Consider the following 24,539-nt stretch of genomic DNA (forward strand, 5'->3'; position numbering starts at 1 on the left):
TGAATTATTAGGAAATAATGCTTATAGTTGGGTTGTTAGGTGGTCAAACACCCAATTTCGTAAGTGAGGCTAAGAATTATGTCTACTCAAATCAACGCTTCCAATTTGCTGATTGCATTATCTGATCAACAACAAGAGATTGTAACTGGTGGGGCTGACTTTGAACTAGCTGCTAGTAATTACGGCAACAGAGGATCAGCTTTAATGGGAACAAGTACTTCAGGCCCACAAGGTAGCACTGCTACCTCAGCAGGTCGAGCTAATACCATACTAACTGCGGCACAAGATTTCTTAGGCTTGGGTGGAGATATTCCTCTTGGTATCGGACCTTTAGGTCAAGCAACACTACCAACTGAAGGAGGTGGAGGAATACCAGCTGTTACCCCTCTAACTGGCAATGAAGGAGATTTCAGTCAGTCTGGAGTGACATTATAGATATAGGCTGCCAAGGCTAGAAGTTGCTCTATTTCAAAGACTTCAAAGCAGGATTCAACTAGTGCAATTAGGGAAAAATGATGATTTATCAACTTTTAAACTAGTTTGCACTAGTCAGTTGAAGTTTATTTGGATTGGAAGCTAAAAACAAACATAGATTCCAGAGTTTTCCTGCCATCTTCAATGAATGCATAACCCAATTCATCTGGCCGGATGCTGATGGGAGGACTGCATGATTGAGTCAGTCTCTGGAATCTTTATTTGTGCAAATGCAAATCAGGCTAAAAATTGTTTCCGCTCAATTAATCATTTGATAGAGAAGATAGTCTATCGGGTTGAAGCCCTGATGCAATCGTGATTAAATTGTGAGACTGTCTTGTTTTGGATACAAAAAGGGGTTAGAGGAGATAATAATAACTCGCTCAACGTAAGTGAGGACTTTGAGAGAGTTTGAGCGTTCCCCTCCATTTTCTTAACGCATTGTCTGCGTTGAAGATTTGAGAAAGATGATTTCCAATGCTCTGGAATAACTTTCTCTACCCCTTCATTTAATTATAAACGATTCATTTAATTAGTTTTCAGAATATGAATAATCTGAATATAGATATTCACTGGTTTTTATTTGACCTGATTTATTACCTGAGATAGTTACTTTTTTGTTGCATAATATTTGCAATTTAAATCTGAGAACAGAATATGTTAGTCCTAATATAAGGTGCAATGCCGTGAACTCGTTACAGCGCGAAGAAAACAATTCTTGGTATCGGTTAAATGAACCGACTCCAGAGGATCTACCTTTACTAGAAGCTAATGAGTTTCTTCCCCATATTGGTAAATGGATCAATATTGGTGGGGGAGTGATGATTGCTATCTTTGTAATTGCTGTGAGTCTCACTCATGTCCTAAATTACAATGTCACAGTCAAAGTTCCGGCCACGATCAGACCGTTAGGAGAATTACGGTTAGTGGAGTCTGCTATGACTGGAACTGTAGAAAAAATTCAAGCTCAAGAAAATCAGGTTGTAAATCAGGGAGATGCGATCGCTTACATTGATGATTCCCAACTTCAATCTCAAAAAAGTCAACTCCAAAATAGTATTCAGCAAAATCAATTACAACTGCTACAAATTGATACTCAAGTCAGCCAAGTTAATACGCAAATAGCGGCTCAAACCAGTTTAATTAACCGCACCATCATAGCTGCACAAGCTGAGTTAAGTGGGACTGAACGCAACTATTTGGATCAGCAAATTAAAGCTAATGCGGAAATGGCGCAGTCAGAATTTGGTTTACAGTTGGCTCAAGAGCAATTAGCAAGATTAAAAAGAGATAAATTATTAACAGCAACTGTCCAAGAAGCAGAAGCTGCCTTAAAGCTGGCTAAATTGCAGCGCGATCGCTTGCAGAGTATAGCTGCATCAGGAGCAGTCTCTCGGAATCTAGTGGAGGAAAAACAACAAGGTGTTAAATCTGCTCAGGCTAAATTAGCAGAATCTAAAGCTAATGCCAAAAATCTCCTAGAGGAAAAGGAACAAGCTGTTAAATTAGCCAGAATTAACTTAGAAAAGGCTAAAATCTCCCTTAACCCCAGTGATGCATCTGTAACCGTAGCCTCGGAACGAATTAAGCAAGAACAGGCCAGAGGCAAAGGCACTTTAGCAGCTTTACAAAAAGAACGAGAAACATTATTCCAACAGCGTCTAGAACTGCAAAAGCAACTGATTCGTAGTCGTCAAGAACTACTACAACTAGAAAATGAGTTGAAAAAAAGTGTGATTCGCGCACCAATTACCGGCACACTGATGCAACTCAAACTCCGCAACCCTGGACAGGGGGTACAAATAAGTGAAGCTCTTGCTCAAATTGCTCCCCTTGATGCTCCTTTAATCATCAAAGCTCACGTTTCTGCTAAAGATATCGACAAAGTGGAAGTAGGTCAAGCTGTGCAGATGCAGGTTTCAGCTTGTCCCTATCCAGACTATGGAACTCTCAAAGGGACAGTGAAAACAGTAGCAGCAGATGCTGTAGCAACTACACCAAATAACCCCATTGCTGGTACATCCCAGGTAGCTACTTACGAAGTCAATATCGAACCAGAAACCCTATATCTCGGTCAGAGTGATCGCTTGTGTCATCTTAAATCTGGTATGGAAGGCCGCGCTGATATTATTTCCCGTCAAGAAAGCGTCATGCAATTTATCCTCAGAAAAAGCAAACTCATCACCAATTTATAATTCCACACCTTCTTTGAAAATTGGTTAAAAGCGTAGGTTGGGTTAAGCAACAGCGCAACCCAATATTTCTACCAATCTTATTAAATTTGAATCAATAATCTTGAGTTTCTCGATCTCAATCCCACCTCCTGAACTCCTTCTTTTATAGGTCTGGCATCCATGTTAGATATCTTAAAACCTCATAAAAAGTATCAGTGTACTTTACAACTAAGTGAAGAAGACTGCGGAGCCGCTTGTCTTGTTTCAATTTCCAAACATTATGGACGCTTCCTCAGCATGATTAAAAGTCGGGAAGCAGTCGGTACTGGACAATTAGGCACAACCTTACTCGGTTTAAAACGTGGTTCAGAAAATCTCGGTTTAAATGCTAGAGCAGTCAAAGCTTCCCCAGAGATTATAGACAGAATCACAGAAATTACATTACCTGCAATTATTCATTGGCAAGGCTACCACTGGGTAGTGTTATATGGCAAACGTGGTAAAAAATATGCCATTGCTGATCCAGCAGTAGGACTCCGCTATGTTAGCCGACAAGAATTAGCAAATGCTTGGAATGGGGTCATGCTCTTACTAGAGCCAGATCCAGACCGCTTTTTTGATCTGCCCCAAGAAGAATCAAAAGGTGGTCTAAGTCGCTTTTTTCGCCGACTTTTACCCTATCGTGGCTTGCTAACTCAGGTCTTAATGATCAATATCGTCCTAGGTGTACTAGCACTGGGAACTCCTGTTTTAATTCAACTGCTCACAGACGATGTATTAGTTCGTGGAGATGTACAGTTACTTACGGTTGTCGTTTCCGCAGTTGTCGTCATGAGTTTATTTAGTGGAGGGTTGCAAGTATTTCAATCATTAATGATTTCTCATTTTGGACAAAGATTACAATTAGGTTTAGTCCTAGAATTTGGGCGTAAACTTCTCCAATTACCCTTAAGTTATTATGAGTCTCGTCGGAGTGGTGAAATCACCAGCCGACTACGAGATATTAATGAAATTAACCAGCTAGTATCCCAGATTGTCATCGTTTTACCTAGCCAGTTTTTTATTGCTGTAATTTCTTTTTGCTTAATGTTATTTTACAGTTGGCAATTGACAGCAGCAGTCATTTTTGTCGCTGTCTTAATGACTTTAGCTACCCTCCCTTTTTTACCTCTTCTTCAACAAAAAACCCGTAGTCTCTTGGTTTTAGGAGCAGAGAATCAAGGTGTTTTAGTAGAAACATTTAAAGGCGCACAGGTAATCAAAACAACAAATGCTGCTCCTCAATTTTGGGATGAATTTCAAAGTCGTTTTGGTCGTCTTGCAAATCTTGCTTTCAGCACAGTTCAATTAGGAATTATCAATGGTACTATTGCCAGACTCCTATCTACAATTGGTACTGTCTTGTTGTTAGGCTTAGGAAGTCTTTTAGTAATACAAGGTAATTTAAGTATCGGTCAAATGTTAGCCTTTAACGCTTTACAAGTCAATGTTTTAGCGTTAATTAACTCATTAGTTAGCTTTGTCGATGAATATTTTCGTTCCCAAACCGCAGTTTCTCGTTTGCTAGAAGTTATTGATGCTACACCAGAAGTAGTAGGAGGAAGTCAAAAGCCAGTTGCAAAAATTGCCGGTGATGCAGATATTAGTTGTTCTCATCTCAAATTTCATCACCCCGGAAGAGTTGACTTATTAAATGATTTTTCAATTAAGCTTCCAGGCGGAAAAGTCATTGCTTTAATTGGTAAATCAGGCTGTGGTAAAAGCACTTTAGCTAAATTATTAGGTGGTTTATATCAACCAGATTCTGGTAATATCCGCATCGGCTTTTTGAATGTCCAAGATATTGCTCTAGATTGTTTGCGACAGCAAATAGTTTATGTACCCCAAGAACCTCATTTTTGGAGTCGTTCAATTTTGGAAAATTTCCGTCTAGGAACTCCTTCTATTTCCTTTGAGCAAATTGTTCAAGCTTGTGATATAGCTGATGCAGATGAGTTTATCAGTCAATTACCGAATAAGTATCAAACTGTGTTAGGGGAGTTTGGGGCTAATCTTTCTGGGGGACAAAGACAAAGATTAGCGATCGCACGCGGAATTCTCACAAATCCACCTATACTGATTTTAGATGAAGCTACCGGAGGACTCGATCCAGTAAGTGAAGCTCATGTCCTAGATCGTCTCTTGGAATATAGAAAAGACAAAACCACAATTTTAATTACCCATCGTCCCAGTGTCATTAATCGCGCTGATTGGATTGTACTCATAGATAAAGGTCAAATCAAACTTGAAGGTAGCTTAGAAAGTTTTCTTTCTCAACCAGGAGAACATTTGCAGTTTTTAACTATATAACCGTCTTATTTGTGTGAGGAGTAATATGTCTGCAACTACTAATTTTAATCGTCCTCAATTATTTAGATATCTTTCTGAAACAGAACAGGAATCTCTAGTTGGAGGGCAAATATCTCCTATTTTAGGTGAAACTAATTTATTCTTCCAAATAACTGATATCGAAACCGAAGGTAATAGTGATTTAACTCTCGCAACAGGTGATTCTACTTCAGAAAGTACTAAATATAAATTATCTCAAGTCACCATAGGAATTTCTTTAACTTTCGGGTTATTCAAAATTAGTCCTAGTGGTGAGAAAGAAAGTAATTTATCACCAAATTTTTTAAATAAGTTATTTTCATGACATAGCTGGGTTTGAATTTAAACATCTTTTTGTAGAGATACAATTATTTCTTTCTCTACATTTTTTGTCTGCCAACTCAATAAATAGAACATTTTTTAATCTAAAAAATAGCTCAGTCTTTAAATTAAACAAATAAATAAATTAAACATGAGTTAAAAGAAAGAAATTTATCTGAATAGAATTATAACCTAAGAAGAATTTAAGTTTCAGTAAGTTTATAACTATGGAGCCATTAATTTCTAATCATAAATCTTTATAAAAGAAGCATAGGTGTTATTCACCTACTTCATAAATTGAGGCTAACAATCATGTCAAATAAAAACATTACATCTGATTTACTTGTGGAGTTATCATCTGACCAACAACAGCTTCTGTCTGGAGGACAGTCCAGAAGAAGGCCCATAATCTGCTATGACTACGATCTCTTTGAAGATGATAGAGGTAGAGGTGGTAGAGGTGGTAGAGGCGGTAGAGGTGTCGATGTTGATGTTGATTTTGATGTCGAAAGAAGAAGAGGGCGGAGAGGTTAAATGGAAAAAAACCACAAATTGGGTAGCCATTTAATTTCAATCTAGCATTTACGAGAGGAAAGAGAAAGCTTATATAATTGACTCAAAATAATTAAGTTTTGAGATAGATAGTTTGGGTAATCTCAAATATTTTCTTCGGGTATTACATTCAGCTTCCAAATACTACCAAGGGAAATACTAGAGATAACTCTTACCTTTCTCCTTCCTCCTAAATTAAATCAAATGTGCGGAGACCAGAAAAGTAACTGCTAGAAATAGTGTTTACTTTTCTCACTACTCTTACTTTTGATACAACCAAGTAATTTTACACTCTTCAAGTGATTTTCAATCAGGGAATTCTATCTACTAATTGAACCATTGTAGATATGTAAGTGAGGCAAATAATTATGTCACGTCAACCCAATCAATCTAACTTGCTTGTAGAACTATCCGCAGAAGAGCAACAGCTTTTATCTGGTGGGAAATGTTACCATTCTTACCCCAAATGTAAAGCCAAAAAACGTTGTGGAGACTACGAAAATTATGATCAATATAGACCGGACAATGGTTATGATAGCTATCATGATAGTGACAATAAATGCGGTGATTAATAATGCTTTTTCAGGACTTACGCAACTGGCACATTGGTAAGGTGCGTCAACTATCAACAATCTGTTTATTTGCAATATTTATGCAGTCTGACGCACCCTACAACAGATTTTTAGTGTGACACTTGCGTAAGTCCTATTTTTCTTAGAGGATGTTTAAAAACTAGAGGATGGGTATAATTTATCAAGTCTATAAACTAATGCTATTAAGGGTAGCCTAGTTTATAGACTTTTTTTATCGACTTTGCAGTTATAGGATGAGGATAAATTTTAATATGGGACTTTTAAGTAGAGAATCAGGCATGATTATTTTAGTCTGTCTTTAGTAAGAAAAAATAAATGGATTTATGAATTTATTTAAGTCAAAAGATAGACAATATAACTATTAGTTTATGACCATAGATTCATTAAATTTATCGAAATGAAATTTATAAAAAGATTATGGATCAATAAGATATATCAACCAATGGAGGCTAACAATTATGTTGGAGCAAGTTAACACAACTGAGTTGTTGACAGAATTATCTAACGACGAACAGGAAGTTTTAACAGGGGGGCATCGCTACGGCTATGGACCCGGCTATGGTTATGGCTACGGTAGACCCGGCTATGGCTACGGACCCGGTTATGGCTATGGATATGGCTGGAGACCCCATCACCGCCACCATCGTGGTTATGGCTGGTAAGCAAAGTCAGTAAATCGCTTTGCGATCTGTGAAACATGGCGAGGAAAATGAGGAAAATTCCATTCTCTACTCCCCATACCATGTTTCACAAGAAAATCGCCGAACGGTACTGAAGCCACTTGGCTTCAGACAGTGGAGGAAGTGCCAACGACTTATCCCTTAAATATCCAATTCTGTAAGATCGGATTAACTAGCTCAGGTGCTTCATCTTGAGGGCAATGTCCTACTCCCTCTAAGGGAATAAATTTTTGTACTTGAGGGAAATTGGCTAATTCTCTACCTAATTCAATTGGTTCCCAAGGGTCATCTGTACCCCACAAAATAATTGCTGGACAAGGTAATACTGCTAAGAGGTCTTCTGGTAATGGTCCACTGGAATACGCAGTAAAAGCCAAAAACACAGCAGCAGCACCAGAATCTTTTGCTGGTGTCATCAAAATTTCTACCAATTCATCTGTTACTGTTTCCCCATTAGCATAGGCTTGTAAGAGAATTTTTTTTACTGTTTTCGGTTTGGCTAGTTGACTAAAAAAAAAGTCACCCACTGCTTGGATAGATAAAAAGCGTTGCAGAATCGGCGTACCAATGCGTTTTATCCAAGGTAAATTTAGCCGTTTGCGATCATGTAATAATCGCAAAGAACAGTTAATTAACGCCGTTCCTAAAACCATATCCGGTCTAATTACCGCCGCTTGCATTGCTACAATACAGCCAATTGAATTACCGACTAAAAAAGCTGGTTCACCTACCACTTGGCTACAAAAGTCTGCTAATTGCTGCCCCCAGTTCTCTAGCGTGTATGTGATTTTTTCTCCTGGTTGAGGTTTAGCAGAAGCACCAAAGCCGATCAAATCAATGGCATACACTCGACAATTTTCGGCTAAAATCGGTATATTTTTGCGCCAGTGTCCCCATGAAGCACCAAAGCCATGTACTAGAATCACCGCAGGGCCGCTAGTTCCTTGGGTTTGGTAACAAATGGGGAAACCTTGCCAAAGCCAGGTTTGTGTGGATGTAAATGCGTTTGTAGAAGTTGTCATGAGTTGATTTTTGGATGGGGAATTACTAATAATTTAAATTTGTCTAACTATTTAAGAATTATTTTTATATTGATGTATAGCAAGTTCGAGATAAACGAATAGATGGCGCTTTACAGTATTTTTAAGAAAATTTGCAGAAATATTATGGTTTGGGATGATTAAAGTAGCACCAGTAATAGATCAAGTAGTTTTACAATTTACGCTAACTCAATTAGTATATAAAATTAATTGGATATAAAACAAATGCTAAGGCGTAGTTTTACACCTGGAAACTAACGCTAATTTTGAAAAAGTTTTTGTTCCTAGTTCCTTCGGGCGAAAGAAGATGAATATACTAGAAACAATTGATACTCCTATCGGAAGTTACGCTCCAGATTTTGAGTTGCCAGGAATTGATGATCGTGTACACCATCTCAGCCGTTACTTAGAAAATTTACGCTCAGTCTGTGTCATTTCTATTTGTAACCACTGTGATTATGTAGATTTGTATATAAACAGACTAAAAACTATTCAATCGGAATTTTCCTCCAGGGGCTTCACACTGATTGGATTAAATTGTGGTGATGGCAACAATGATGTTCGTATTGGTGAAGAACTTGACGCTGTATCTAACTTTGAGAGGATGAAAGCATTTGCCCGTCATCATGAGTTAAATTTTCCCTATCTATGGGATTCAACTCAAGATGTAACTCAGAGCTTTGGGGCAATTAGTACACCAACAGCTTTTTTAATAGATAGTGATGGGATTTTGCGCTATAAAGGTCAAATTGACGATCACCCGCAAGAGCCACTAGCTTCAGGAGTGGATTATTTGAGAAATGCGATCGCTTGCTTATTTGCAGGTCAAGCAATCCAGCCAGCACAAACACAACAGGTGGGGACACCATTAGTATGGCGTAAATAGACCTGATAGACACAGATAGCCCATTGTACTGCTATCTTAAATTGGAGGCAATTGCAACTTATTTGATAAAGTGTAACTTCATGGGAACGAATTACCGACGGGTTTTACTTAAACTGAGCGGTGAAGCTTTGATGGGCAACATGGGCTATGGTATTGATCCAGAAGTAGTCAAGGAAATAGCCCAACAGTTAGGAGAGGTGGTAGCCACTGGCGTTCAAGTCGCTATTGTCGTTGGCGGCGGCAATATTTTTCGAGGGGTGAAAGCGGCATCGGCGGGGATGGACAGGGCAACCGGCGACTACATTGGGATGATTGCCACGGTAATGAATGCCATGACGCTGCAAGATTCACTAGAACGAATAGGGGTACAAACGCGGGTACAAACTGCGATCGCTATGCAAGAATTAGCAGAACCTTATATTCGCCGTCGCGCTATCCGTCATCTCGAAAAAGGACGGGTGGTAATTTTTGGTGCAGGTTCAGGAAATCCCTTCTTTACTACAGATACGACTGCCGCTTTAAGAGCAGCAGAAATTGACGCAGAAGTGATTTTTAAAGCCACCAAAGTAGACGGAATCTACGATGCTGATCCCAAAGTGTATCCTGATGCCAAACGTTATACAACCCTCACCTATGCCCACGTATTGGCCAAAGATTTACGAGTCATGGATAGCACCGCAATTGCCTTGTGTAAAGAAAATAATATTCCCATTCTGGTATTTGACTTGACAGTGCGAGGCAACATCCACCGAGCAGTAATGGGAGAATCTATTGGTACCCTTGTGGGAGGTTCTTGTGAAATTAGATGAAGCCGAAAGTAAAATGCAACATACCGTTGAGGCCACTCAACGAGCTTTTAATACCATTCGCACAGGTCGCGCTAATGCGAGCTTGTTAGATAAGGTACAGGTGGAATATTACGGTACACCTACAGGACTGAAATCTTTAGCAAACATTAGCACACCTGATGCCTCAACAATTCTGATTCAACCTTATGATAAGGGCAGCCTCAACATAGTTGAAAAGGCAATCTCTTTGTCAGATATAGGAATAACTCCCAGTAATGACGGTTCTGTTATTCGGCTGAATATTCCACCTTTGACAAGCGATCGCCGGAAAGAATTTGTCAAAATGGCTGCTAAGTATGCAGAAGAAGGTCGAGTTGGCATTCGTAATATTCGCCGTGATGCTTTGGACTCAATTCGCAAACAAGAAAAAGCTGCGGAAGTTTCCGAAGACGAATCACGAGATCAGCAAGACAAACTGCAAAAACTGACCAACAAGTACACTGCCAGAATTGATGAATTGTTGGCAGAAAAAGAAAAAGACATCACAACTGTCTAAGCAGTACTGAGTACCAAGTACTGAGTACCAAGTAAACCACAATTATCAGCTAAATTTATGGTGGGTTACGGACTACCGTCCTGACTCACCCTATGATTGTTGGGTAATTTATTTTTTGGTGTTTCCTAAATTTGTAGGTGGGGGGAACTCATGATTTACTCCAAGATATAGCTTAATCTCCTCCCTGCCTTTTTTCTGTTTTATGCCGGTAAAAAATCATCCTCTATTACTTCTGCTAAATGATATGGACATATCACAGGAAAAGACTCCACTGGTAAACCCGTTTCAGCTTTTGCTTGCTTAACTGCTTGTGTATAACATTCTGAAAAAATGCTCTCCAGATAGGGTTTGAGACTAGGAGAATCCTGGAGAGATTCTTGAACACGTCTTCGATGTTCAATGATACTTCCTTCCCAACTACCGCTTCTCTTCTCAGGCTGAAACTGCCATTTTAGTAAATGCAGCAGAATGACAATCAGATTACTTTTAAGACTTTTGCGCTCACTCCTTCCCATGTCACCAATTTCTTCAATGAGGTTAGCCCAGTCTACATTTGCGTAGTCCTGACTTTGCAATTTGGCCACAGTTGTTTCTATCCATTGCAAGTAGTCGGTTTCATATAGGGTTGGGGAATGGGTCTTTAACAAAGACATGGCTGTTTCCATAGCTTTTACTTAGATTATAGTTTTTCTAAATGCAAATGCCTCTAGCAGGCTACGCGATCGCTCGCTTTAAAATAGAGCTACTTTTGTCAACTCGTAATCATCCTGAAAATTTTATGAAGGATGGAGTAATAAATTATAATTCACTAAAAATTTACCAAAAATCCAAAACCCTTATATATACTGGAAAGTCAACTAATTAAAATAAAAAGCAAAAATTCAGTAATTATGTACGACTGCATCATCGTCGGTGCTGGTCCCGCAGGTGGAACAGCAGCATATCATTTAGCCAAGCGGGGACGCTCAGTATTAGTTTTAGAGAAAGAATCCCTACCTAGATATAAGCCTTGTGGTGGTGGTGTGTCACCAGCGATCGCTCAATGGTTCGACTTTGACTTTAGTCCCGCAATTTCCGTCAAAGTAGATTCCCTCCGTTTTACCTGGAAACTTGAAGATCCCGTAGAAGCAAAAATCGGCATCAAAGAACCAGTCTGGATGGTGCGACGAGATATTTTTGACCATTTTTTAGTCCAACAAGCCCAAAATCAAGGAGCCGAACTCCGGGACAATACAGAAGTCAAAGGTATTGAATTTAAAAATGATCATTGGCAAGTCAACACTGCTAATGGCCCAGTCACAGGTCGTTACTTAATTGCTGCTGATGGTGCAAAAGGCCCAATGGCAAAATGGCTAGGTTTTAAAGACCGTAAACGTCGTTTAGCAGGTGCATTAGAAGCCGAAGTTGCTGCTGAAGTAGTCAATAAAAATATGGCGCACTTCGAGTTTGGCTTGCTAAAAAACGGCTATATCTGGAATTTCCCCAAGGCTGATGGTTATTCTATCGGTGTAGGTACATTTATTGGTGGCGAACCCCAAGACTTTAAGAAAATTTTAGATGAGTATGCTAAGTCTTTTAATGTAGATGTCAAAACTAGCAAGCAGTATGGTCATCCCATCTGTTTGTGGGATGGTAATCAAAAGCTACATACCCAAAATGCTGTTTTAGCTGGTGAAGCAGCTTGTGTAGTTGATCCCTTTACCGCAGAAGGTATTCGTCCCTCAATTTTTAGTGGTGTTCTAGCCGCACAATTCATTAATGAGGCTCTTAGTGGTGATATCAATGCCTTAGCAAATTACACTGAGGCTATTAATGAACAGTGGGGAACAGATATGGCTTGGGCGCAAAAATTAGCAGGAGCATTTTATCGTTTCCCTGGTATTGGTTATAAAGTCGGTGTTAAACGTCCCTCCGGCGCTCAAATCATGGGTAAAATCCTTGCTGGTGAACTGAAATATGGCGATGTAGCTGGCCGCGCCTTAAAGCGTTTAATTCCCGGTTTCGGTGGTTAGATTAACTCAGGACTTACGCAAAACAGAACGGAAGTAGGGGTAATTCATGAATTACCCCTACGTAATAATAATGTTTTCAGCCACATCTTGCGTAAGTCCTATAACTAATTCGTAATTCGTAATTTAGTATCCTTGTTACGAATTATGAATAACCGATATTTTCAACGGCATTTAAACATAGTCAGAAAATAACCAGATAATTACTCCTGTTCCCAGAACGCAAAGAACCCCAGTCAAGCCGGCTAGGGGTTTTTTGTTTTTACCTGTAAACAATTCTGAGACTTTTCCTGTGTAGGTAATTAGTTCTGCTGTATCTATGGTAGCGATCGCCCATACCCATCCGGCATGAAGTCCCCAAGCTATCCCTAAGTTATTGTGATCAGCAACCCTAGCTACTACCAAAACCATCCCCATCAGCCACAATCCGGGAAGTTGGGGTGCCGTTTCCCGTTGTTCCCAAACTAAATGTAGTAACGCAAAAATCAAGCTAGAGATAATCGCCGCTACCCAAATTGCATAATCCTTTTCTAACTGAGTCAACAAAAAACCCCGAAAAATTAACTCTTCTATTCCACCAACAAATAAAGCCACCAAGGAAATTGGTAACAAAATAGATGGTATTAACTTGAGATGAGATTTTTCTAAATAGCACCAACCCAGCCAAAATTGGCAGGTAAACACCATCGCAAGACCCAATACACCCAGCCCCAAACCTAGCAGCAAGGAACCAAAAATAGAAAAGTTCCCAACCAAGCCATAATTAGCAAAAGATCCCAGTCCTAGCCAATTAAATCCCCAGAGAATTAAGGGCGCTAATAAATAGAGAGATACTAATAAAGGTATTTTTTGCTCTGGTTGTAAAGGTTGATTAATTTGCAATTTGAGCATGATGGCTGCGATCGCTGCTAATGGCAACCAAGACCCTACCCAAACAATGAAAAAAGCCATCACAACAACTACTACTGGTGCATTTTTAAATAACGCCAGTAATGTATTGACTGATGGCTCTAAAAGTGATAAAAGAACGGGCAAAAAAATCACGATATACTTCTAGTAGAAATAAAGTTCTTGCTTATTATTCAAGACTCTACTAGAATTTGTGACTCATGCAAAAGGTCAAGCGATTTTGGATTTTGGATTTTGGATTTTGGATTTGTTTCAATCACAACGGTTGTTAGTCTTGCAGGACGTTAGTCTTGCATGAACCAAAAAATCTAAAATCGGCATAGTCAAATCGTATTTTGTTGTGTGAATATATACTTAAACTACAAATATTATTTATTTGTAGCAGTAGGGACAAGTTATCAAGTATTTACCTAACACTTCCCCCTACTATCAGAAAAGTTTATTCCTCTTCATCTTCCAACTCTGTTTCATCAGAGTCTACATCCTGTGGGGTTAATTTTTTATCACTTTCGCCCAACTGAATCAAGTGAATATGCTTGTAACCCAACCTAATTTCAAACTCATCACCAGGCTTTAAGCCCATTGCTTTGGTGTAAGTAGCACCAATCACAATTTGACGATTTTGGTGAACACTAACACGGTATGTCGGTTCGCGCCCACGTCCATCTTTAGGTGCTTCTGGGCTGAGAGGAATACCTCTAGCTGACAACAAAGCATCATAAAAATCGGTGAGATTGACACGAACCTGATTATTCTTAGTAACGGTGTAATAGCCGCACTGCTTTGCTCTTTCTCGGCGTGGTAAATTAGAAAGCTCTTTTACTTTAGCCAGCAGTGCTTTTCCAGTTAATGGTGCGGTTGCAGTTTCAGTCATTATGCTCAAAATTTCCTTAATCTCTAGCTGATCATCAATGTAGTCTGAACACAGTAGTTAGCTTTTTAGCTTCTACACAGAGTTACTCAAAACTGGTGGGTGAGGGTGAATTTCTGCTGATATGAGCAGCCCAAGCACCTCTATAAATGGTTTAGAACCTTAAATTAGAGCCTAGGGTTGTCACAGAAATCTATTTAGGTGATTTTACGGCACTTTTAACCATCATTCGCCATTAGAAATAAAAGTATTTTATTTTTTGGCGCTACTGTAGCGGTGTAATTTTAAGCCACCTTTACAAATCAGGTTAGTTCTACTCCAAAAAAGTCGTAGATACAATAAATTGCAGGTTTTTCACTTTTAGTACTTGCCTTTCTTGCCATTGAGTTGTAAGGTCATCCCTACTCGTCATTTCAAGCTGAGGACAGCATTGTATTGGCTCATGGTCTTACGGACATACACCCTATTGTCCTGCCAGTAGAGACAGAATTTTCTTATCTCTACACCATGAATAAACAAAGCGGTAGTAGTCGCACTTATACGGCGATTGGTACTGGTTTTGTTAATTCATAATTTTATATTAAATACTAGCATGGACTAATAATAGCAAAATATTTATTTAATTTAAAATTCAATTTGCAATTCAAGTTTTTTTTTGAATCCCTGGACTTGGGGAGAGAAAAAGCAGGGTAGATTTTTCTCTGGCTTGATACTGTCATGAGTTTTGGGTCAGGGCTTTTATAAAAATTCATATAATTAAGATGAGCAGTTTTGAGTGAGTGAGTTAAATCCACGGTTTTCTTGATAGAGATGAGACAAAAAGCAAGATGGATTTTGCTCTATGTTTATTAGCATCAGGCCAAATCTCTCAAATTATTCTGCATGTCTGTCTAGGGGAAGAATCAATTTACCACATCAATCTACAGCTTGATAGCCATGATCCGATAATTGTTATCCGCTTTAACACTTCTATATATTTGAAAAATTTCTACTTCGCTGCTGCTTAAAAACTTTTGATAAATAGGACTTGACTAAAGAAGGATGAAGTGTAAAGGATAAAGTAACGTGAGTTCGACATAAGATAATTTGTGGAAAACTCGCCACAAGTAGGAGTCTCAAACCCTTATTCTCTCGTTGAAAAAATCATAACTCCGAACTCCTAACTCCTAACACCGAACTCACGTTAAAGTAGTTGAGGTAGATACCTCGGCTTTTGTGAGGAAAAAGGAAAAAAAATTTTCAAAAATTAGACCTATTATGCCTGTGAGGATGAGAAATTACGGTTCTTCAGTCTTTGGTAGACTGTGGTTGACATCAAGATGTATAAGCTGCATTTAATCAAGTAAGCACCTCTATACGTGAAACATCTCCACTCTGTACTCCCCTAACCGGTAAATTAAATGCAAAGGGATGATTCCTTTTTACTGTTGGATTGCTTTGAGAAGATAAATTTTGCTCATTGCACTTCTACGACTAAAATTTTAATGGTTATCGTTAAACTGGAATCATGAGAGCCTTAAGCGTCAGCTTATTAAGCAGTGACGTTATGTACAATAGCTCATTTTTCACAACAACCAACCTGAACTCATGATTTTTGAGGCAGGTAAGGTAATTGAAAAAATTTGGTTGGTAATAATATGGAAGTTATTTTTAAGATTATTCGGCAGCAACAAGACTCTACTCCTGTTGTGCAAACCTATCCTTTGCAAGTAGAAGCAAGTAATACAATCCTAGATTGCCTCAATCAGATTAAGTGGGAACAAGATGGAACTTTAGCATTTCGCAAAAATTGCCGCAATACTATTTGTGGTAGCTGTGCGATGCGAATCAATGGACGTTCGGCTTTAGCCTGTAAGGAAAATGTTGGCAGTGAACTGGCTAGATTAAAACAAATTCCATCACCGCAAAACCAGGACAATACCATTGCTGAAATCACGATCGCTCCTTTGGGTAATATGCCAGTGATTAAGGATTTGGTCGTGGATATGAGCAGTTTCTGGAATAATTTAGAAGCGGTTGCCCCTTATGTCAGTACAGCAGCGCGACAAGTCCCAGAAAAAGAGTTTTTGCAAACACCACAAGAGCGATCGCTCCTCGATCAAACTGGTAACTGTATTATGTGCGGTGCTTGCTATTCTGAATGCAACGCCCGCGAAGTCAATTCAGACTTTGTTGGCCCCCACGCCCTCGCCAAAGCATATCGCATGGTGGCAGATTCCCGCGATGGTGTAACCGATTTTCGGTTAGAAAATTATAACGAAGGTACTAAAGGTGTTTGGGGTTGTACTCGTTGTTTTTACTGCGACTCAGTTTGTCCAATGGAAGTTGCACCATTAGAGCAAATCACCAAAGTTAAACAGGAAATTCTTGACCGCAAACAAGCCAGCGATAGCAGATCAATTCGTCATCGGAAAGTATTGATAGAGTTAGTTAAATCAGGTGGTTGGATTGATGAACGCCAATTTGGTATCCAAGTAGTTGGTAACTATTTCCGCGACCTCAAAGGACTACTTAGCATTGCACCTCTAGGTCTGCGAATGCTTGTTCGGGGTAAATTCCCTCTTTCCTTTGAACCATCACAGGGTACTCAACAAGTGCGATCGCTCATCGAATCTATCCAAAAAATAGAATCCTGATTGGGGATTGGGGATTGGGGATTGGGGATTGGTCATTGGTCATTGAGAAAACTCTTCCCCTGCACCCTGCACCCTGTTCCCTTTTTTACAAATTATTTCGGTTCTTGCGGGATATTCAATTGTCTTCCAGCACGGTCATACAGCAAGATATCCCATTGTCCATTATTACTAAACTCAAAAGCAATCCTACTACCATCAGCACTAATTGTAGGATTGCGGATTTCCGCTTGCAGACTAGGAGTTAAATTCCGTGATTGTCGCGTCTCCCGGTCATAAAGAAAAATGCTCGAACGACCCTGACGACTCGCAGTAAAAACAATATAACGACCATCTTGAGTGACAGAAGGGTGAGAAGCGATCGTATCAAAAGAATTTAAACCCGGTAAATCCACCAGATTCCGAGTCACAGTATCAAACATATAAATATCTTCACTACCCCTGCGGTCTGTAGTAAATACAATATATCTCCCAGAAATTTGCGGATCTAACTCTGAAGCCAGACTATTAAGACCCCGTCCACCAGAATCAAAAGGATAACTCAACAAACGCGGATAACCAAAACACCCAGTTAGAGAAGTTGAGCTTAAAAATAAAATAATAAATAATTTGTAATTGCTCATTGATCATTGGTCATTAATTATTGGGTTATTAAACTCCTTCTTCCTTCTTCCTTCTTCCTCCTGACTCCGAACTCCTGACTCCTGACTCCTGACTCCTGACTCCTGACTCCTGACTCCGAACTCCTGACTCCGAACTCCGAACTCCGAACTCCGAACTCCAAACTCCTGACTCCTAAATTTTTAATTACTCACAGTTGCACCATTAGGAATATCTAACTCCACCGTCGGCCCACGATCTAGCACTTCCACATCCCACTGTCCACGACTAGCAGATTCAAAGACGATATAACGTCCATCAGGGCTAATATGAGGCTTTCTCACCCAACCTCGATAGGTCGGTGTGAGAATTTGTGATTTTTGCAGAGCGCGATCGTAAAGTGCTACAACTGCTCTACCTTGATCACTAGTTAAATAACAAATATAACGCCCTGTATAGCTGAGACTTGGACTTTCTGCGATCGTTTCCCGTCGGTTCAAGCCTGGTGTAGAAATAAAACTTTGGGTTTCCAAATCGTATATCAACAATTGCTGATTACCATTTCGATTAGAAACAAACGCCAAAAAGCGACCATTTCCACTCAAAGACGGTTGTTCCTCAGTATAACGACTGTTCAGAGAAGATACCCCTAAAGGAATATCACCAGAACCACAGGACACAATTAAACTAGTCAAACTAAAAACTAGGCTCCAATAAATTGGTTTTTGGAGCCACAACATAGACGTAAATGTTCTCACATCAACCGCATTCCGTCGCCTTTGAAACTGCCATCCCCCCAACTGTTCTAAATATCATCATCAAAATCAGTCGAATTATCTCCCCTATCATTTGGCTTTTCAATTGGGTTATACGGTACATAATCAGTAGGAATAGCCTCATCATCTTCCCTAACTCTGCGAGGAGATGAATCAGCAGGTGGACGACGCTTTCTTGGTCTAGGAGCAACATCATCCTCACGAACTTCTGGGCGTTGAGGTCTGTTATTAGTGCGACGTGGTTGTTTTTTTACATCCTCCTGGGGACTTTCCCAATCATCAACTTCCCTAGAAACAGAACCCCAATTTTCTTGTTCATAACTTTCAGTAGGGCGACTCGCAGAACGCCCAGAGGTAGGACGACGTTTCCTTTCTCCTGTTTCCGGCTTTTCTGTGCTATTGCGGCGTTCAGAACGACGGGGGGGTTGATCCTCATAATAATTATCACGGTTTGGACGTTCATCTTTGCTACCGCGAATCCTCGCACGTGGGGGACGTTCTTCTTCCTCCTCCTCGTAATAAGGTAGCGGTTCCAAATCTGCATCCATCTCCGCTTGATAATTGCGTCGCTCAGAGTAAGAATATTTTCTGCTTACTTCCCGCTCATCATCAACAATCGGAGTGTTTCGTTTGGCTTGTTGGGTTGCTATACTCCGCAGACGAATACTTTCAACTGCAAAAAATACAGTAGTACCAACTAAAAGCAACTGACCAAATTGCAGAATGGGATCTAATCGCCATCCTTGGAAGATGAGAATAAAACCGCACAATAAGCCAACTGCTGCAAAAAAGATATCCTGATCTCGTGACAGTTCTGGCCGCACAGTGCGGAGAAAATACAGCGCTGCCCCAGCCACAGCCAGGAAAATTCCTAGTACACTGGCTGAGTTAGCCCCAAAATTTACCTGAGCCAAAACATTGGCTGAGTTCAGCCCAAAATTTATCATTGCTGTTTTCCCAATATCAAATCTATGTTAGCGGGTCACAATTAAAATCACTACTCTAACTATTGACAATAATATGAAAGCTTCAAAGCATCTGGCAAAGAAGCTCTGAAGCTGTTTACCGTTATTGCGGATTAGGGATTGGTGATTGGTAATTGGTGATGGGAGAGAATAATCTATCATCTGTCACCTGTCACCTGTCACCTGTCACCTGTTCCCCTGTTCCTTATGAACGTTGGATTTTATCTTTTTGGCTAATGAAGATTAGCCCTACTGTTGCGGGAATAACCACAATTGCAGTACCCCAAACCAGACTCCAAAGAAAATTTGCTAAAGAGGGTGTCATAATTCTCAACCTTTTTTTACACACTTCATTTTAATTTTAATCTTAATCCTGTATTACTTTCTTGAGAAGAGACAACAGCATCTGGTTAAAATGAGAGAGAAGGCTTTACAAAGCTTCAACTTTTCTGGCTTGCGCCCAGATTTTATATTTACTCACAGATATTGACTGAAAGTAATGACCGGTGCTAATTTGACCTCTTTGATTCTCGGCCTCTTTTTGGGGCTGATGATATTTTTGTTTATTTTCCGCATCATTCTCACTTGGTATCCACAAGTGAACCTCAACCGGTTGCCATTTAATCTGATCGCCTGGCCAACAGAACCCTTCTTAGTGCCATTGCGAAAGTTAGTACAACCTATTGGTGGGGTGGATATCACCCCCATAATTTGGGTTGGTATTTTCAGCCTAGTGCGAGAAATTCTACTAGGTCAGCAAGGTTTACTGACCATGATGTCTCGCGTAAATTAGGTGACAGGTGACAGGTGACAGGTGACAGAGAAAAAGCACGGAGCAGAGGGAAAGATAAATATTCTTCCCCAATTACCAATTACCAATTACCAATTACCAATTACCAATTACTGAATTTTCATTTCCTGCACAAAATTAGTGTAAACATTACCTGCCAAAAACTGTGGATTTTCCATAATTTTTTGATGAAACCCAATGGTGGTAGGGAGTCCGGTAATAGCACACTCTCGCAATGCTCGTTTCATGCGGTTAATAGCAGTAGCCCGGTCTGGCCCCCAGACAATTAGCTTGCCAATGAGAGAGTCGTAATAAGGCGGAATTTGGTAATCTGTGTACACATGAGAATCAATCCGCACGCCGGGGCCTCCAGGGGGTAAATAACCACTAATTTTGCCTGGGGAGGGACGAAAATCATGATCTGGGTCTTCGGCATTGATACGGCATTCAATGGAATGACCCCTGAGAATAACTTGATCTTGAGTTAAATTGAGTCTTTCACCTTGGGCAATGCGGATTTGTTCTACAAGTAAGTCGATGCCAGTCACCATCTCTGTGACTGGATGTTCAACTTGTATGCGGGTGTTCATTTCCATGAAATAGTATTTACCGAATTTATCTAGGAGAAACTCGATAGTACCTGCCCCGGTGTAGTTGATGAATTGGGCTGCTTTGACAGCAGCTTGTCCCATTTTTTCTCGGAGATCTGAGTCAAGTGCTGGACTAGGAGCTTCTTCCAGTAACTTTTGATTGCGGCGCTGAATTGAGCAATCTCTTTCACCTAAATGAATGACATTACCGTAGCTATCAGCCAAAATTTGAAATTCTATGTGGCGCGGACGTTCGATAAATTTTTCTATATAAACGCCGGCGTTGCCAAAAGCTGCTCCTGCTTCTCCTTGGGCTGCGAGGAAAAGTTTAGCGAATTCATCTTCGGAACGTACAAACCGCATACCCCGACCGCCACCACCTGCTGTGGCTTTAATCATTACAGGGTAGCCGATCTCTTTTGCGATCGCTATTCCTTCCTGCTCAGTCTCTACTAAACCATCACTACCCGGTACTGTCGGTACTCCAGCTTTTTGCATGGTTTCTTTGGCTGTGGCTTTATCTCCCATTAACCGAATAGCTTCGGGGCTAGGGCCAATAAAGGCAATATGGTGGTCAGCACAAATTTCCGCAAATCTAGCATTTTCTGCTAAAAAGCCATAACCAGGATGAATAGCAGTAGCATTGCGCGTCAAGGCAGCAGCAATAATATTGGGAATATTCAAATAACTTTTACTACTGGCTGGTTCACCAATGCAAACTGCCTCATCAGCAAGTTGGACATGGAGAGCATTCCGGTCAACGGTGGAGTGAACAGCAACTGTCGCAATTCCCATTTCTTCACAAGCTCGGAGAATGCGAAGCGCTATTTCTCCCCGATTAGCAATTAAAATTTTGTCAAATTTCATTTTCTAGCTTCGATATTAGTACCACGTAGATTGACATTCTCTCCCATCCCGTTGAAATAAAGCTGTCGCATTACTGCAAATTTTAACAGGAGATACCCCACCCTTATTCTTAGTAGAGTTCAGGATTGGATTGCTTGCCTCCCCGAATCTTAGCTAAACTAACAACATTGCGGCTGTCAGTCTTTGCCAGTTTCCCTCACTTGGCTTTTTGAAAGATCGCCATAACTGTTAATATCTCTTGTCCCATAACTATATTTCTGTCAGCTTCATACCCGCATTCAAAGAATTTGGGAAAAAATTCGCCTTATTTGTTTTTTTTATGCTATATTGAATTCTAGTCAAATTTTGCGGATGTGGCGGAATTGGTATACGCGCACGCTTGAGGTGCGTGTGGCTTTGCCTTGCGAGTTCGAGTCTCGCCATCCGCATTTTTATGTCTTTAGTTTATAAGTGCTGATATATAGATTTATCAGCCTAATTTACCCAGGTTCTTAATCAGAATCTGGGTTTTTTGTGCTTTCATAGAAATAGGTGAAGTTTTGTAAATAACATTGACTACTATTGTTACGCCCACAAATAACTCAACATTGCCAACCGCTTGGCATCGCCTAAATCCTATTTGGGAAGGTGGAGAGAAGGATATTCAAAAAGGTTTACCTCATACTCAGTTAGCACCAGCATGGCAATTGCTACTTTTAGGAGATGGTTCTCCAACTAGGCATTTACAATTACTCACTTGTGAGCCTATAGAAGTGGATGTCATTGATATGGCTTTGATTGGCATGAATGCTGATGCTGCTCCCGATTTAATTCAAGCTGTCCCCGGCCCGCGACTGCGCCGACAAGTATGGCTGCGTACTTCCTCTGGTCAGCGATTGGGTTATGCTACTTCCTGGTGGGAAGCTAGTCATGTGGATGAGTTTTTGCAAAACCGTTCTCTACCGATTTGGGCAAGTTTAGCGCGGATTCGGACAGAATTATATCGAGATATTAGAGGAATTTACTGTGGTTCTTCAGCTGCCCTAGAGTCAGGCTTCGATCAAGTTGGGCCTTTTTGGGGTCGCCATTATTTGTTTTGGCATCATGGACAGCCTCTAACCTTGATTTATGAGGTTTTTTCGCCTTATTTAACTAAATATTTGGGTCAACAACAAGGTTATTAGAAAAAAAGCTGAAAACCATTGAGGATGGTGCTGATTATGAAAATAGATTTAGTCTAAAATGTAATAAAAATAACTTTTCTCTTGGGAAAATGAATGGCTAATTCTGAACATTTGGAAATCCTTTGTCAAGGAGCCAAAGCGTGGAATACTTGGAGAAAAGGCAACCCAGAAAAGATTCCTGATCTAAGTGGAGCATACATTGGCTGTATGGGTTTAGCTGATTTATGTAATGATAATGATGCGTCGGTAGAAATTGCCTATGACTTTGAAGAAGATGAGGTGGATTTAACAAGATTAAATCTTAGCAGAGCTAATATGAAAGGCTGTAACCTTGAAATGCTCGATCTCAGCGAGGCAAATCTCAGTTATGCGAACTTGAGTCAAAGCCAGTTTCTCTGTTCAGTAGAATTTACCAAGGCTAACTTTTTCAAAGCCAATTTAGTCGATGCAGACTTCAGTTTTGGTATCCTTATGCAAGGACTTTTTTTCAAGGCATCTCTTACACAAGCAAATTTCACAGATGCCAATTTAACTAGGGCGCTTTTATCAGCAGCAGATTTGGAAGATGCAAGTTTAGTTAGAGCTAATCTGAGTAATACTAAACTTGTTGGAGCAAATTTTAGGAATGCAAACCTTGAGGAGGCAAATCTTTACGAAGCTGACCTCAGAGGTGCGGATTTTACGGGCGCAATACTCAAAAAAGCTAACTTAAACAAAGCCTTGACAAGAGGGGAGACTAATTTCGGCAAGATGGGTATATTCGATCTTAGTTCATTGAACCGTAGTCATGTTGTTTTCAAGAATGCCGATTTAAGGAATGCTACGTTGATTGATGTGGACTTAAGTGAAGCCAATCTTAATGGAGCAATATTTTGATAGGTCTATTTCCCATCATCTCGACAGATTTATAAACTGGAACAGCCGATTAGGTTGTCTGTTTTCGTTCGCAATTAAGTAAGCTAAAGGAATCAGCTAAGTTGTTAAGTGCCGAAAATAGATATGCGATCGCATATTAGCGTTACAAAAGCATTTTGCAAGAAACTTGATGAGCTTCCGGCAGGAATTGGTTAGCTGGTGATAAAAAGTGCAAAATATAAAATAGTAACCTACGATCAAAGTAAGATTTAAGTTCAAATGAGGTTTTTGCAAATGCCAGAGCAGTTAGAAGAACGATTAGCCTATTTAGAAGCTGAAGTTGCACGGCTTAAAAGTAAAGTAGAAAACGATTCGTTATCCAGACCTTGGTGGGAGAAAATCACTGGGACATTTTCTGACAATTCAGCTTATGATGAGGCGATGCGATTGGGGCGCGAGTATCGTAATTCTCTGAGCCTAAGTTCTATAGAACCATCTGAAGAGTAAATGTATATTCTGGATACGGATCATCTCAGCGTTATAGATCGTGGTGGAGTTAAGGCGCAAAATCTGTTACAAAAACTGGCAATTATTGATCCTACTCAAGTAGCGACGAGTATCATCAGCTATGAAGAGCAAATGCGAGGTTGGCTGAGTTACGCAGCCAAAGCTCAGACTATTGAAAAGCAGGTTGAAGCTTACAAGGAGCTAAAGCGACAATTAACCAATTACTGCACAATCCCGATTATCAATTTTGATGAGCAAGCAGCCCAGGAATTGCAACGTCTCAAAAAGTTGTATCCACGGCTTGGCACAATGGACTTAAAAATTGCTTCAGTTGTGTTGGTGAATCAAGCCATTCTGTTGACTCGAAACACTTCTGATTTCGGACGTATTATTAGGTTTACCTATCGAGGATTGGACGTGAAAACTGCTGCAAGCAGATCGCAGCATCATACAAATTTTATGCCGCTCGGTTTTGGGCAGGAAAAGACTTTCATCCCCAAAATATGCGATTCCTACGGAGCGCTGTACGCTATCGCTCATCTTGAGGCAGAGAAGTGCCAAAGGGACTAAAGT

General features: G+C 40.1%; 27 protein-coding genes and 1 tRNA gene. 18 read left to right on the forward strand and 10 right to left on the reverse strand.

Translation table 11 applies throughout. The features are described from left to right. Positions 1-78: 78 nt before the first annotated feature. The 7 genes from AC012T_RS04640 (at position 79) to AC012T_RS04670 (ending at position 7,143) form a co-directional block, all read left to right on the forward strand. Positions 79-435 (forward strand): CTB family bacteriocin, encoded by a 357-nt coding sequence (locus tag AC012T_RS04640; RefSeq protein WP_487063520.1) that lies wholly within the window; start codon positions 79-81, stop codon positions 433-435. Between the two features lie 725 nt (positions 436-1,160). Then, positions 1,161-2,669 carry an HlyD family secretion protein gene (locus tag AC012T_RS04645; protein ID WP_487063522.1) on the forward strand — a complete coding sequence of 503 codons (1,509 nt, stop codon included), beginning with the start codon at positions 1,161-1,163 and terminating at the stop codon, positions 2,667-2,669. 159 nt (positions 2,670-2,828) lie between these two features. Further along, positions 2,829-4,997, forward strand: a complete 2,169-nt coding sequence (locus AC012T_RS04650; protein ID WP_487063524.1) for a peptidase domain-containing ABC transporter — start codon at positions 2,829-2,831, stop codon at positions 4,995-4,997. Between the two features lie 25 nt (positions 4,998-5,022). Beyond that, positions 5,023-5,340 (forward strand): hypothetical protein, encoded by a 318-nt coding sequence (locus AC012T_RS04655; RefSeq protein WP_487063526.1) that lies wholly within the window; start codon positions 5,023-5,025, stop codon positions 5,338-5,340. Between the two features lie 411 nt (positions 5,341-5,751). Beyond that, positions 5,752-5,904 (forward strand): hypothetical protein, encoded by a 153-nt coding sequence (locus AC012T_RS04660; protein ID WP_487063528.1) that lies wholly within the window; start codon positions 5,752-5,754, stop codon positions 5,902-5,904. Positions 5,905-6,256: 352 nt separating this feature from the next. Beyond that, complete coding sequence (locus tag AC012T_RS04665; RefSeq protein ID WP_487063529.1) at positions 6,257-6,460, forward strand: hypothetical protein; 204 nt, start codon at positions 6,257-6,259, stop codon at positions 6,458-6,460. 479 nt (positions 6,461-6,939) lie between these two features. Next, a complete protein-coding gene (locus AC012T_RS04670) occupies positions 6,940-7,143 on the forward strand; it encodes a hypothetical protein (protein WP_487063531.1) in 204 nt (67 codons plus the stop codon). A gap of 152 nt (positions 7,144-7,295) precedes the next feature. Here the strand turns inward: AC012T_RS04670 and AC012T_RS04675 are convergent, their stop codons facing one another. After that, entirely contained in the window at positions 7,296-8,183 is an 888-nt protein-coding gene (locus tag AC012T_RS04675) for an alpha/beta fold hydrolase (RefSeq protein WP_487063533.1), read from the reverse strand. A gap of 325 nt (positions 8,184-8,508) precedes the next feature. On the opposite strand from AC012T_RS04675, the gene AC012T_RS04680 reads away from it, so the two are divergent. The 3 genes from AC012T_RS04680 (at position 8,509) to frr (ending at position 10,431) form a co-directional block, all read left to right on the forward strand. Next, a complete protein-coding gene (locus AC012T_RS04680; protein WP_487063535.1) occupies positions 8,509-9,087 on the forward strand; it encodes a thioredoxin family protein in 579 nt (192 codons plus the stop codon). A gap of 80 nt (positions 9,088-9,167) precedes the next feature. Beyond that, entirely contained in the window at positions 9,168-9,896 is a 729-nt protein-coding gene (gene pyrH / locus AC012T_RS04685) for a UMP kinase (protein ID WP_487063537.1), read from the forward strand. Continuing rightward, positions 9,883-10,431: a ribosome recycling factor gene (frr, locus tag AC012T_RS04690; protein WP_487063539.1), complete on the forward strand. Its 549-nt coding sequence runs from the start codon at positions 9,883-9,885 to the stop codon at positions 10,429-10,431. Before pyrH ends, frr begins: the two co-directional genes overlap by 14 nt. A 200-nt stretch (positions 10,432-10,631) precedes the next feature. Here the strand turns inward: frr and AC012T_RS04695 are convergent, their stop codons facing one another. After that, complete coding sequence (locus AC012T_RS04695; protein ID WP_487063541.1) at positions 10,632-11,096, reverse strand: DUF29 domain-containing protein; 465 nt, start codon at positions 11,094-11,096, stop codon at positions 10,632-10,634. 225 nt (positions 11,097-11,321) lie between these two features. Here AC012T_RS04695 and AC012T_RS04700 point away from each other — a divergent pair, with 225 nt between their 5' ends. Then, positions 11,322-12,443, forward strand: a complete 1,122-nt coding sequence (locus tag AC012T_RS04700) for a geranylgeranyl reductase family protein (protein WP_487063543.1) — start codon at positions 11,322-11,324, stop codon at positions 12,441-12,443. A 171-nt stretch (positions 12,444-12,614) separates the two neighbouring features. Here AC012T_RS04700 and AC012T_RS04705 read toward each other — a convergent pair whose 3' ends face one another. Together AC012T_RS04705 and AC012T_RS04710 are read right to left on the reverse strand one after the other, a co-directional pair. Beyond that, entirely contained in the window at positions 12,615-13,484 is an 870-nt protein-coding gene (locus AC012T_RS04705; RefSeq protein WP_487063545.1) for a CPBP family intramembrane glutamic endopeptidase, read from the reverse strand. A gap of 304 nt (positions 13,485-13,788) precedes the next feature. Then, positions 13,789-14,223: an AbrB family transcriptional regulator gene (locus AC012T_RS04710; protein WP_323312787.1), complete on the reverse strand. Its 435-nt coding sequence runs from the start codon at positions 14,221-14,223 to the stop codon at positions 13,789-13,791. A 1,634-nt stretch (positions 14,224-15,857) separates the two neighbouring features. On the opposite strand from AC012T_RS04710, the gene AC012T_RS04715 reads away from it, so the two are divergent. Continuing rightward, complete coding sequence (locus AC012T_RS04715; protein ID WP_487063547.1) at positions 15,858-16,856, forward strand: succinate dehydrogenase/fumarate reductase iron-sulfur subunit; 999 nt, start codon at positions 15,858-15,860, stop codon at positions 16,854-16,856. A 92-nt stretch (positions 16,857-16,948) separates the two neighbouring features. Here AC012T_RS04715 and AC012T_RS04720 read toward each other — a convergent pair whose 3' ends face one another. From AC012T_RS04720 to psbX, 5 genes are all read right to left on the reverse strand, one after another. Beyond that, positions 16,949-17,476, reverse strand: a complete 528-nt coding sequence (locus AC012T_RS04720; protein ID WP_487063549.1) for a TolB family protein — start codon at positions 17,474-17,476, stop codon at positions 16,949-16,951. A 17-nt stretch (positions 17,477-17,493) separates the two neighbouring features. After that, the gene (locus AC012T_RS04725) at positions 17,494-17,637 is read right to left on the reverse strand and encodes a hypothetical protein (RefSeq protein ID WP_487063551.1); all 144 of its coding nucleotides are present in this window, start codon (positions 17,635-17,637) and stop codon (positions 17,494-17,496) included. A gap of 19 nt (positions 17,638-17,656) precedes the next feature. Beyond that, the gene (locus AC012T_RS04730; RefSeq protein ID WP_487063553.1) at positions 17,657-18,211 is read right to left on the reverse strand and encodes a TolB family protein; all 555 of its coding nucleotides are present in this window, start codon (positions 18,209-18,211) and stop codon (positions 17,657-17,659) included. Positions 18,212-18,258: 47 nt separating this feature from the next. Continuing rightward, complete coding sequence (locus AC012T_RS04735) at positions 18,259-19,176, reverse strand: Ycf66 family protein (RefSeq protein WP_487063555.1); 918 nt, start codon at positions 19,174-19,176, stop codon at positions 18,259-18,261. Positions 19,177-19,399: 223 nt separating this feature from the next. Further along, positions 19,400-19,519, reverse strand: a complete 120-nt coding sequence (gene psbX / locus AC012T_RS04740) for a photosystem II reaction center X protein (RefSeq protein ID WP_013189728.1) — start codon at positions 19,517-19,519, stop codon at positions 19,400-19,402. Positions 19,520-19,693: 174 nt separating this feature from the next. Here psbX and AC012T_RS04745 point away from each other — a divergent pair, with 174 nt between their 5' ends. Further along, complete coding sequence (locus tag AC012T_RS04745; RefSeq protein ID WP_438893161.1) at positions 19,694-19,987, forward strand: YggT family protein; 294 nt, start codon at positions 19,694-19,696, stop codon at positions 19,985-19,987. 107 nt (positions 19,988-20,094) lie between these two features. Here AC012T_RS04745 and accC read toward each other — a convergent pair whose 3' ends face one another. Further along, on the reverse strand, positions 20,095-21,441 hold the full coding sequence (gene accC / locus AC012T_RS04750; protein ID WP_487063558.1) for an acetyl-CoA carboxylase biotin carboxylase subunit: 1,347 nt from the start codon (positions 21,439-21,441) through the stop codon (positions 20,095-20,097). 347 nt (positions 21,442-21,788) lie between these two features. Between accC and AC012T_RS04755 the strand changes: the two genes are divergently transcribed. The 5 genes from AC012T_RS04755 (at position 21,789) to AC012T_RS04775 (ending at position 24,536) form a co-directional block, all read left to right on the forward strand. Continuing rightward, positions 21,789-21,869, forward strand: a tRNA-Leu gene (locus AC012T_RS04755). Positions 21,870-21,992: 123 nt separating this feature from the next. Continuing rightward, positions 21,993-22,604 (forward strand): chorismate lyase, encoded by a 612-nt coding sequence (locus AC012T_RS04760; RefSeq protein WP_015212656.1) that lies wholly within the window; start codon positions 21,993-21,995, stop codon positions 22,602-22,604. A gap of 93 nt (positions 22,605-22,697) precedes the next feature. Further along, the gene (locus tag AC012T_RS04765; RefSeq protein WP_487063560.1) at positions 22,698-23,480 is read left to right on the forward strand and encodes a pentapeptide repeat-containing protein; all 783 of its coding nucleotides are present in this window, start codon (positions 22,698-22,700) and stop codon (positions 23,478-23,480) included. 273 nt (positions 23,481-23,753) lie between these two features. Then, on the forward strand, positions 23,754-23,966 hold the full coding sequence (locus AC012T_RS04770) for a hypothetical protein (RefSeq protein WP_487063562.1): 213 nt from the start codon (positions 23,754-23,756) through the stop codon (positions 23,964-23,966). Beyond that, positions 23,967-24,536 (forward strand): type II toxin-antitoxin system VapC family toxin, encoded by a 570-nt coding sequence (locus tag AC012T_RS04775; protein WP_487063564.1) that lies wholly within the window; start codon positions 23,967-23,969, stop codon positions 24,534-24,536. The last annotated feature ends 3 nt before the right edge of the window (positions 24,537-24,539 follow it).

It is taken from the genome of Anabaena sp. EIM26, assembly GCF_057568715.1.

Coding starts and splice junctions, on each gene's coding strand:
- AC012T_RS04735 (WP_487063555.1), bottom strand. CDS start 19,176: ATGATAAATTTTGGGCTGAACTCAGCCAATGTTTTGGCTCAGGTAAAT.
- pyrH (WP_487063537.1), top strand. CDS start 9,168: ATGGGAACGAATTACCGACGGGTTTTACTTAAACTGAGCGGTGAAGCT.
- AC012T_RS04715 (WP_487063547.1), top strand. CDS start 15,858: ATGGAAGTTATTTTTAAGATTATTCGGCAGCAACAAGACTCTACTCCT.
- AC012T_RS04745 (WP_438893161.1), top strand. CDS start 19,694: ATGACCGGTGCTAATTTGACCTCTTTGATTCTCGGCCTCTTTTTGGGG.
- AC012T_RS04655 (WP_487063526.1), top strand. CDS start 5,023: ATGTCTGCAACTACTAATTTTAATCGTCCTCAATTATTTAGATATCTT.
- AC012T_RS04775 (WP_487063564.1), top strand. CDS start 23,967: ATGTATATTCTGGATACGGATCATCTCAGCGTTATAGATCGTGGTGGA.
- AC012T_RS04665 (WP_487063529.1), top strand. CDS start 6,257: ATGTCACGTCAACCCAATCAATCTAACTTGCTTGTAGAACTATCCGCA.
- AC012T_RS04700 (WP_487063543.1), top strand. CDS start 11,322: ATGTACGACTGCATCATCGTCGGTGCTGGTCCCGCAGGTGGAACAGCA.
- AC012T_RS04675 (WP_487063533.1), bottom strand. CDS start 8,183: ATGACAACTTCTACAAACGCATTTACATCCACACAAACCTGGCTTTGG.
- AC012T_RS04695 (WP_487063541.1), bottom strand. CDS start 11,096: ATGGAAACAGCCATGTCTTTGTTAAAGACCCATTCCCCAACCCTATAT.
- AC012T_RS04710 (WP_323312787.1), bottom strand. CDS start 14,223: ATGACTGAAACTGCAACCGCACCATTAACTGGAAAAGCACTGCTGGCT.
- AC012T_RS04640 (WP_487063520.1), top strand. CDS start 79: ATGTCTACTCAAATCAACGCTTCCAATTTGCTGATTGCATTATCTGAT.
- AC012T_RS04680 (WP_487063535.1), top strand. CDS start 8,509: ATGAATATACTAGAAACAATTGATACTCCTATCGGAAGTTACGCTCCA.
- AC012T_RS04650 (WP_487063524.1), top strand. CDS start 2,829: ATGTTAGATATCTTAAAACCTCATAAAAAGTATCAGTGTACTTTACAA.
- AC012T_RS04770 (WP_487063562.1), top strand. CDS start 23,754: ATGCCAGAGCAGTTAGAAGAACGATTAGCCTATTTAGAAGCTGAAGTT.
- psbX (WP_013189728.1), bottom strand. CDS start 19,519: ATGACACCCTCTTTAGCAAATTTTCTTTGGAGTCTGGTTTGGGGTACT.
- AC012T_RS04670 (WP_487063531.1), top strand. CDS start 6,940: ATGTTGGAGCAAGTTAACACAACTGAGTTGTTGACAGAATTATCTAAC.
- AC012T_RS04765 (WP_487063560.1), top strand. CDS start 22,698: ATGGCTAATTCTGAACATTTGGAAATCCTTTGTCAAGGAGCCAAAGCG.
- AC012T_RS04720 (WP_487063549.1), bottom strand. CDS start 17,476: ATGAGCAATTACAAATTATTTATTATTTTATTTTTAAGCTCAACTTCT.
- accC (WP_487063558.1), bottom strand. CDS start 21,441: ATGAAATTTGACAAAATTTTAATTGCTAATCGGGGAGAAATAGCGCTT.
- AC012T_RS04660 (WP_487063528.1), top strand. CDS start 5,752: ATGACTACGATCTCTTTGAAGATGATAGAGGTAGAGGTGGTAGAGGTG.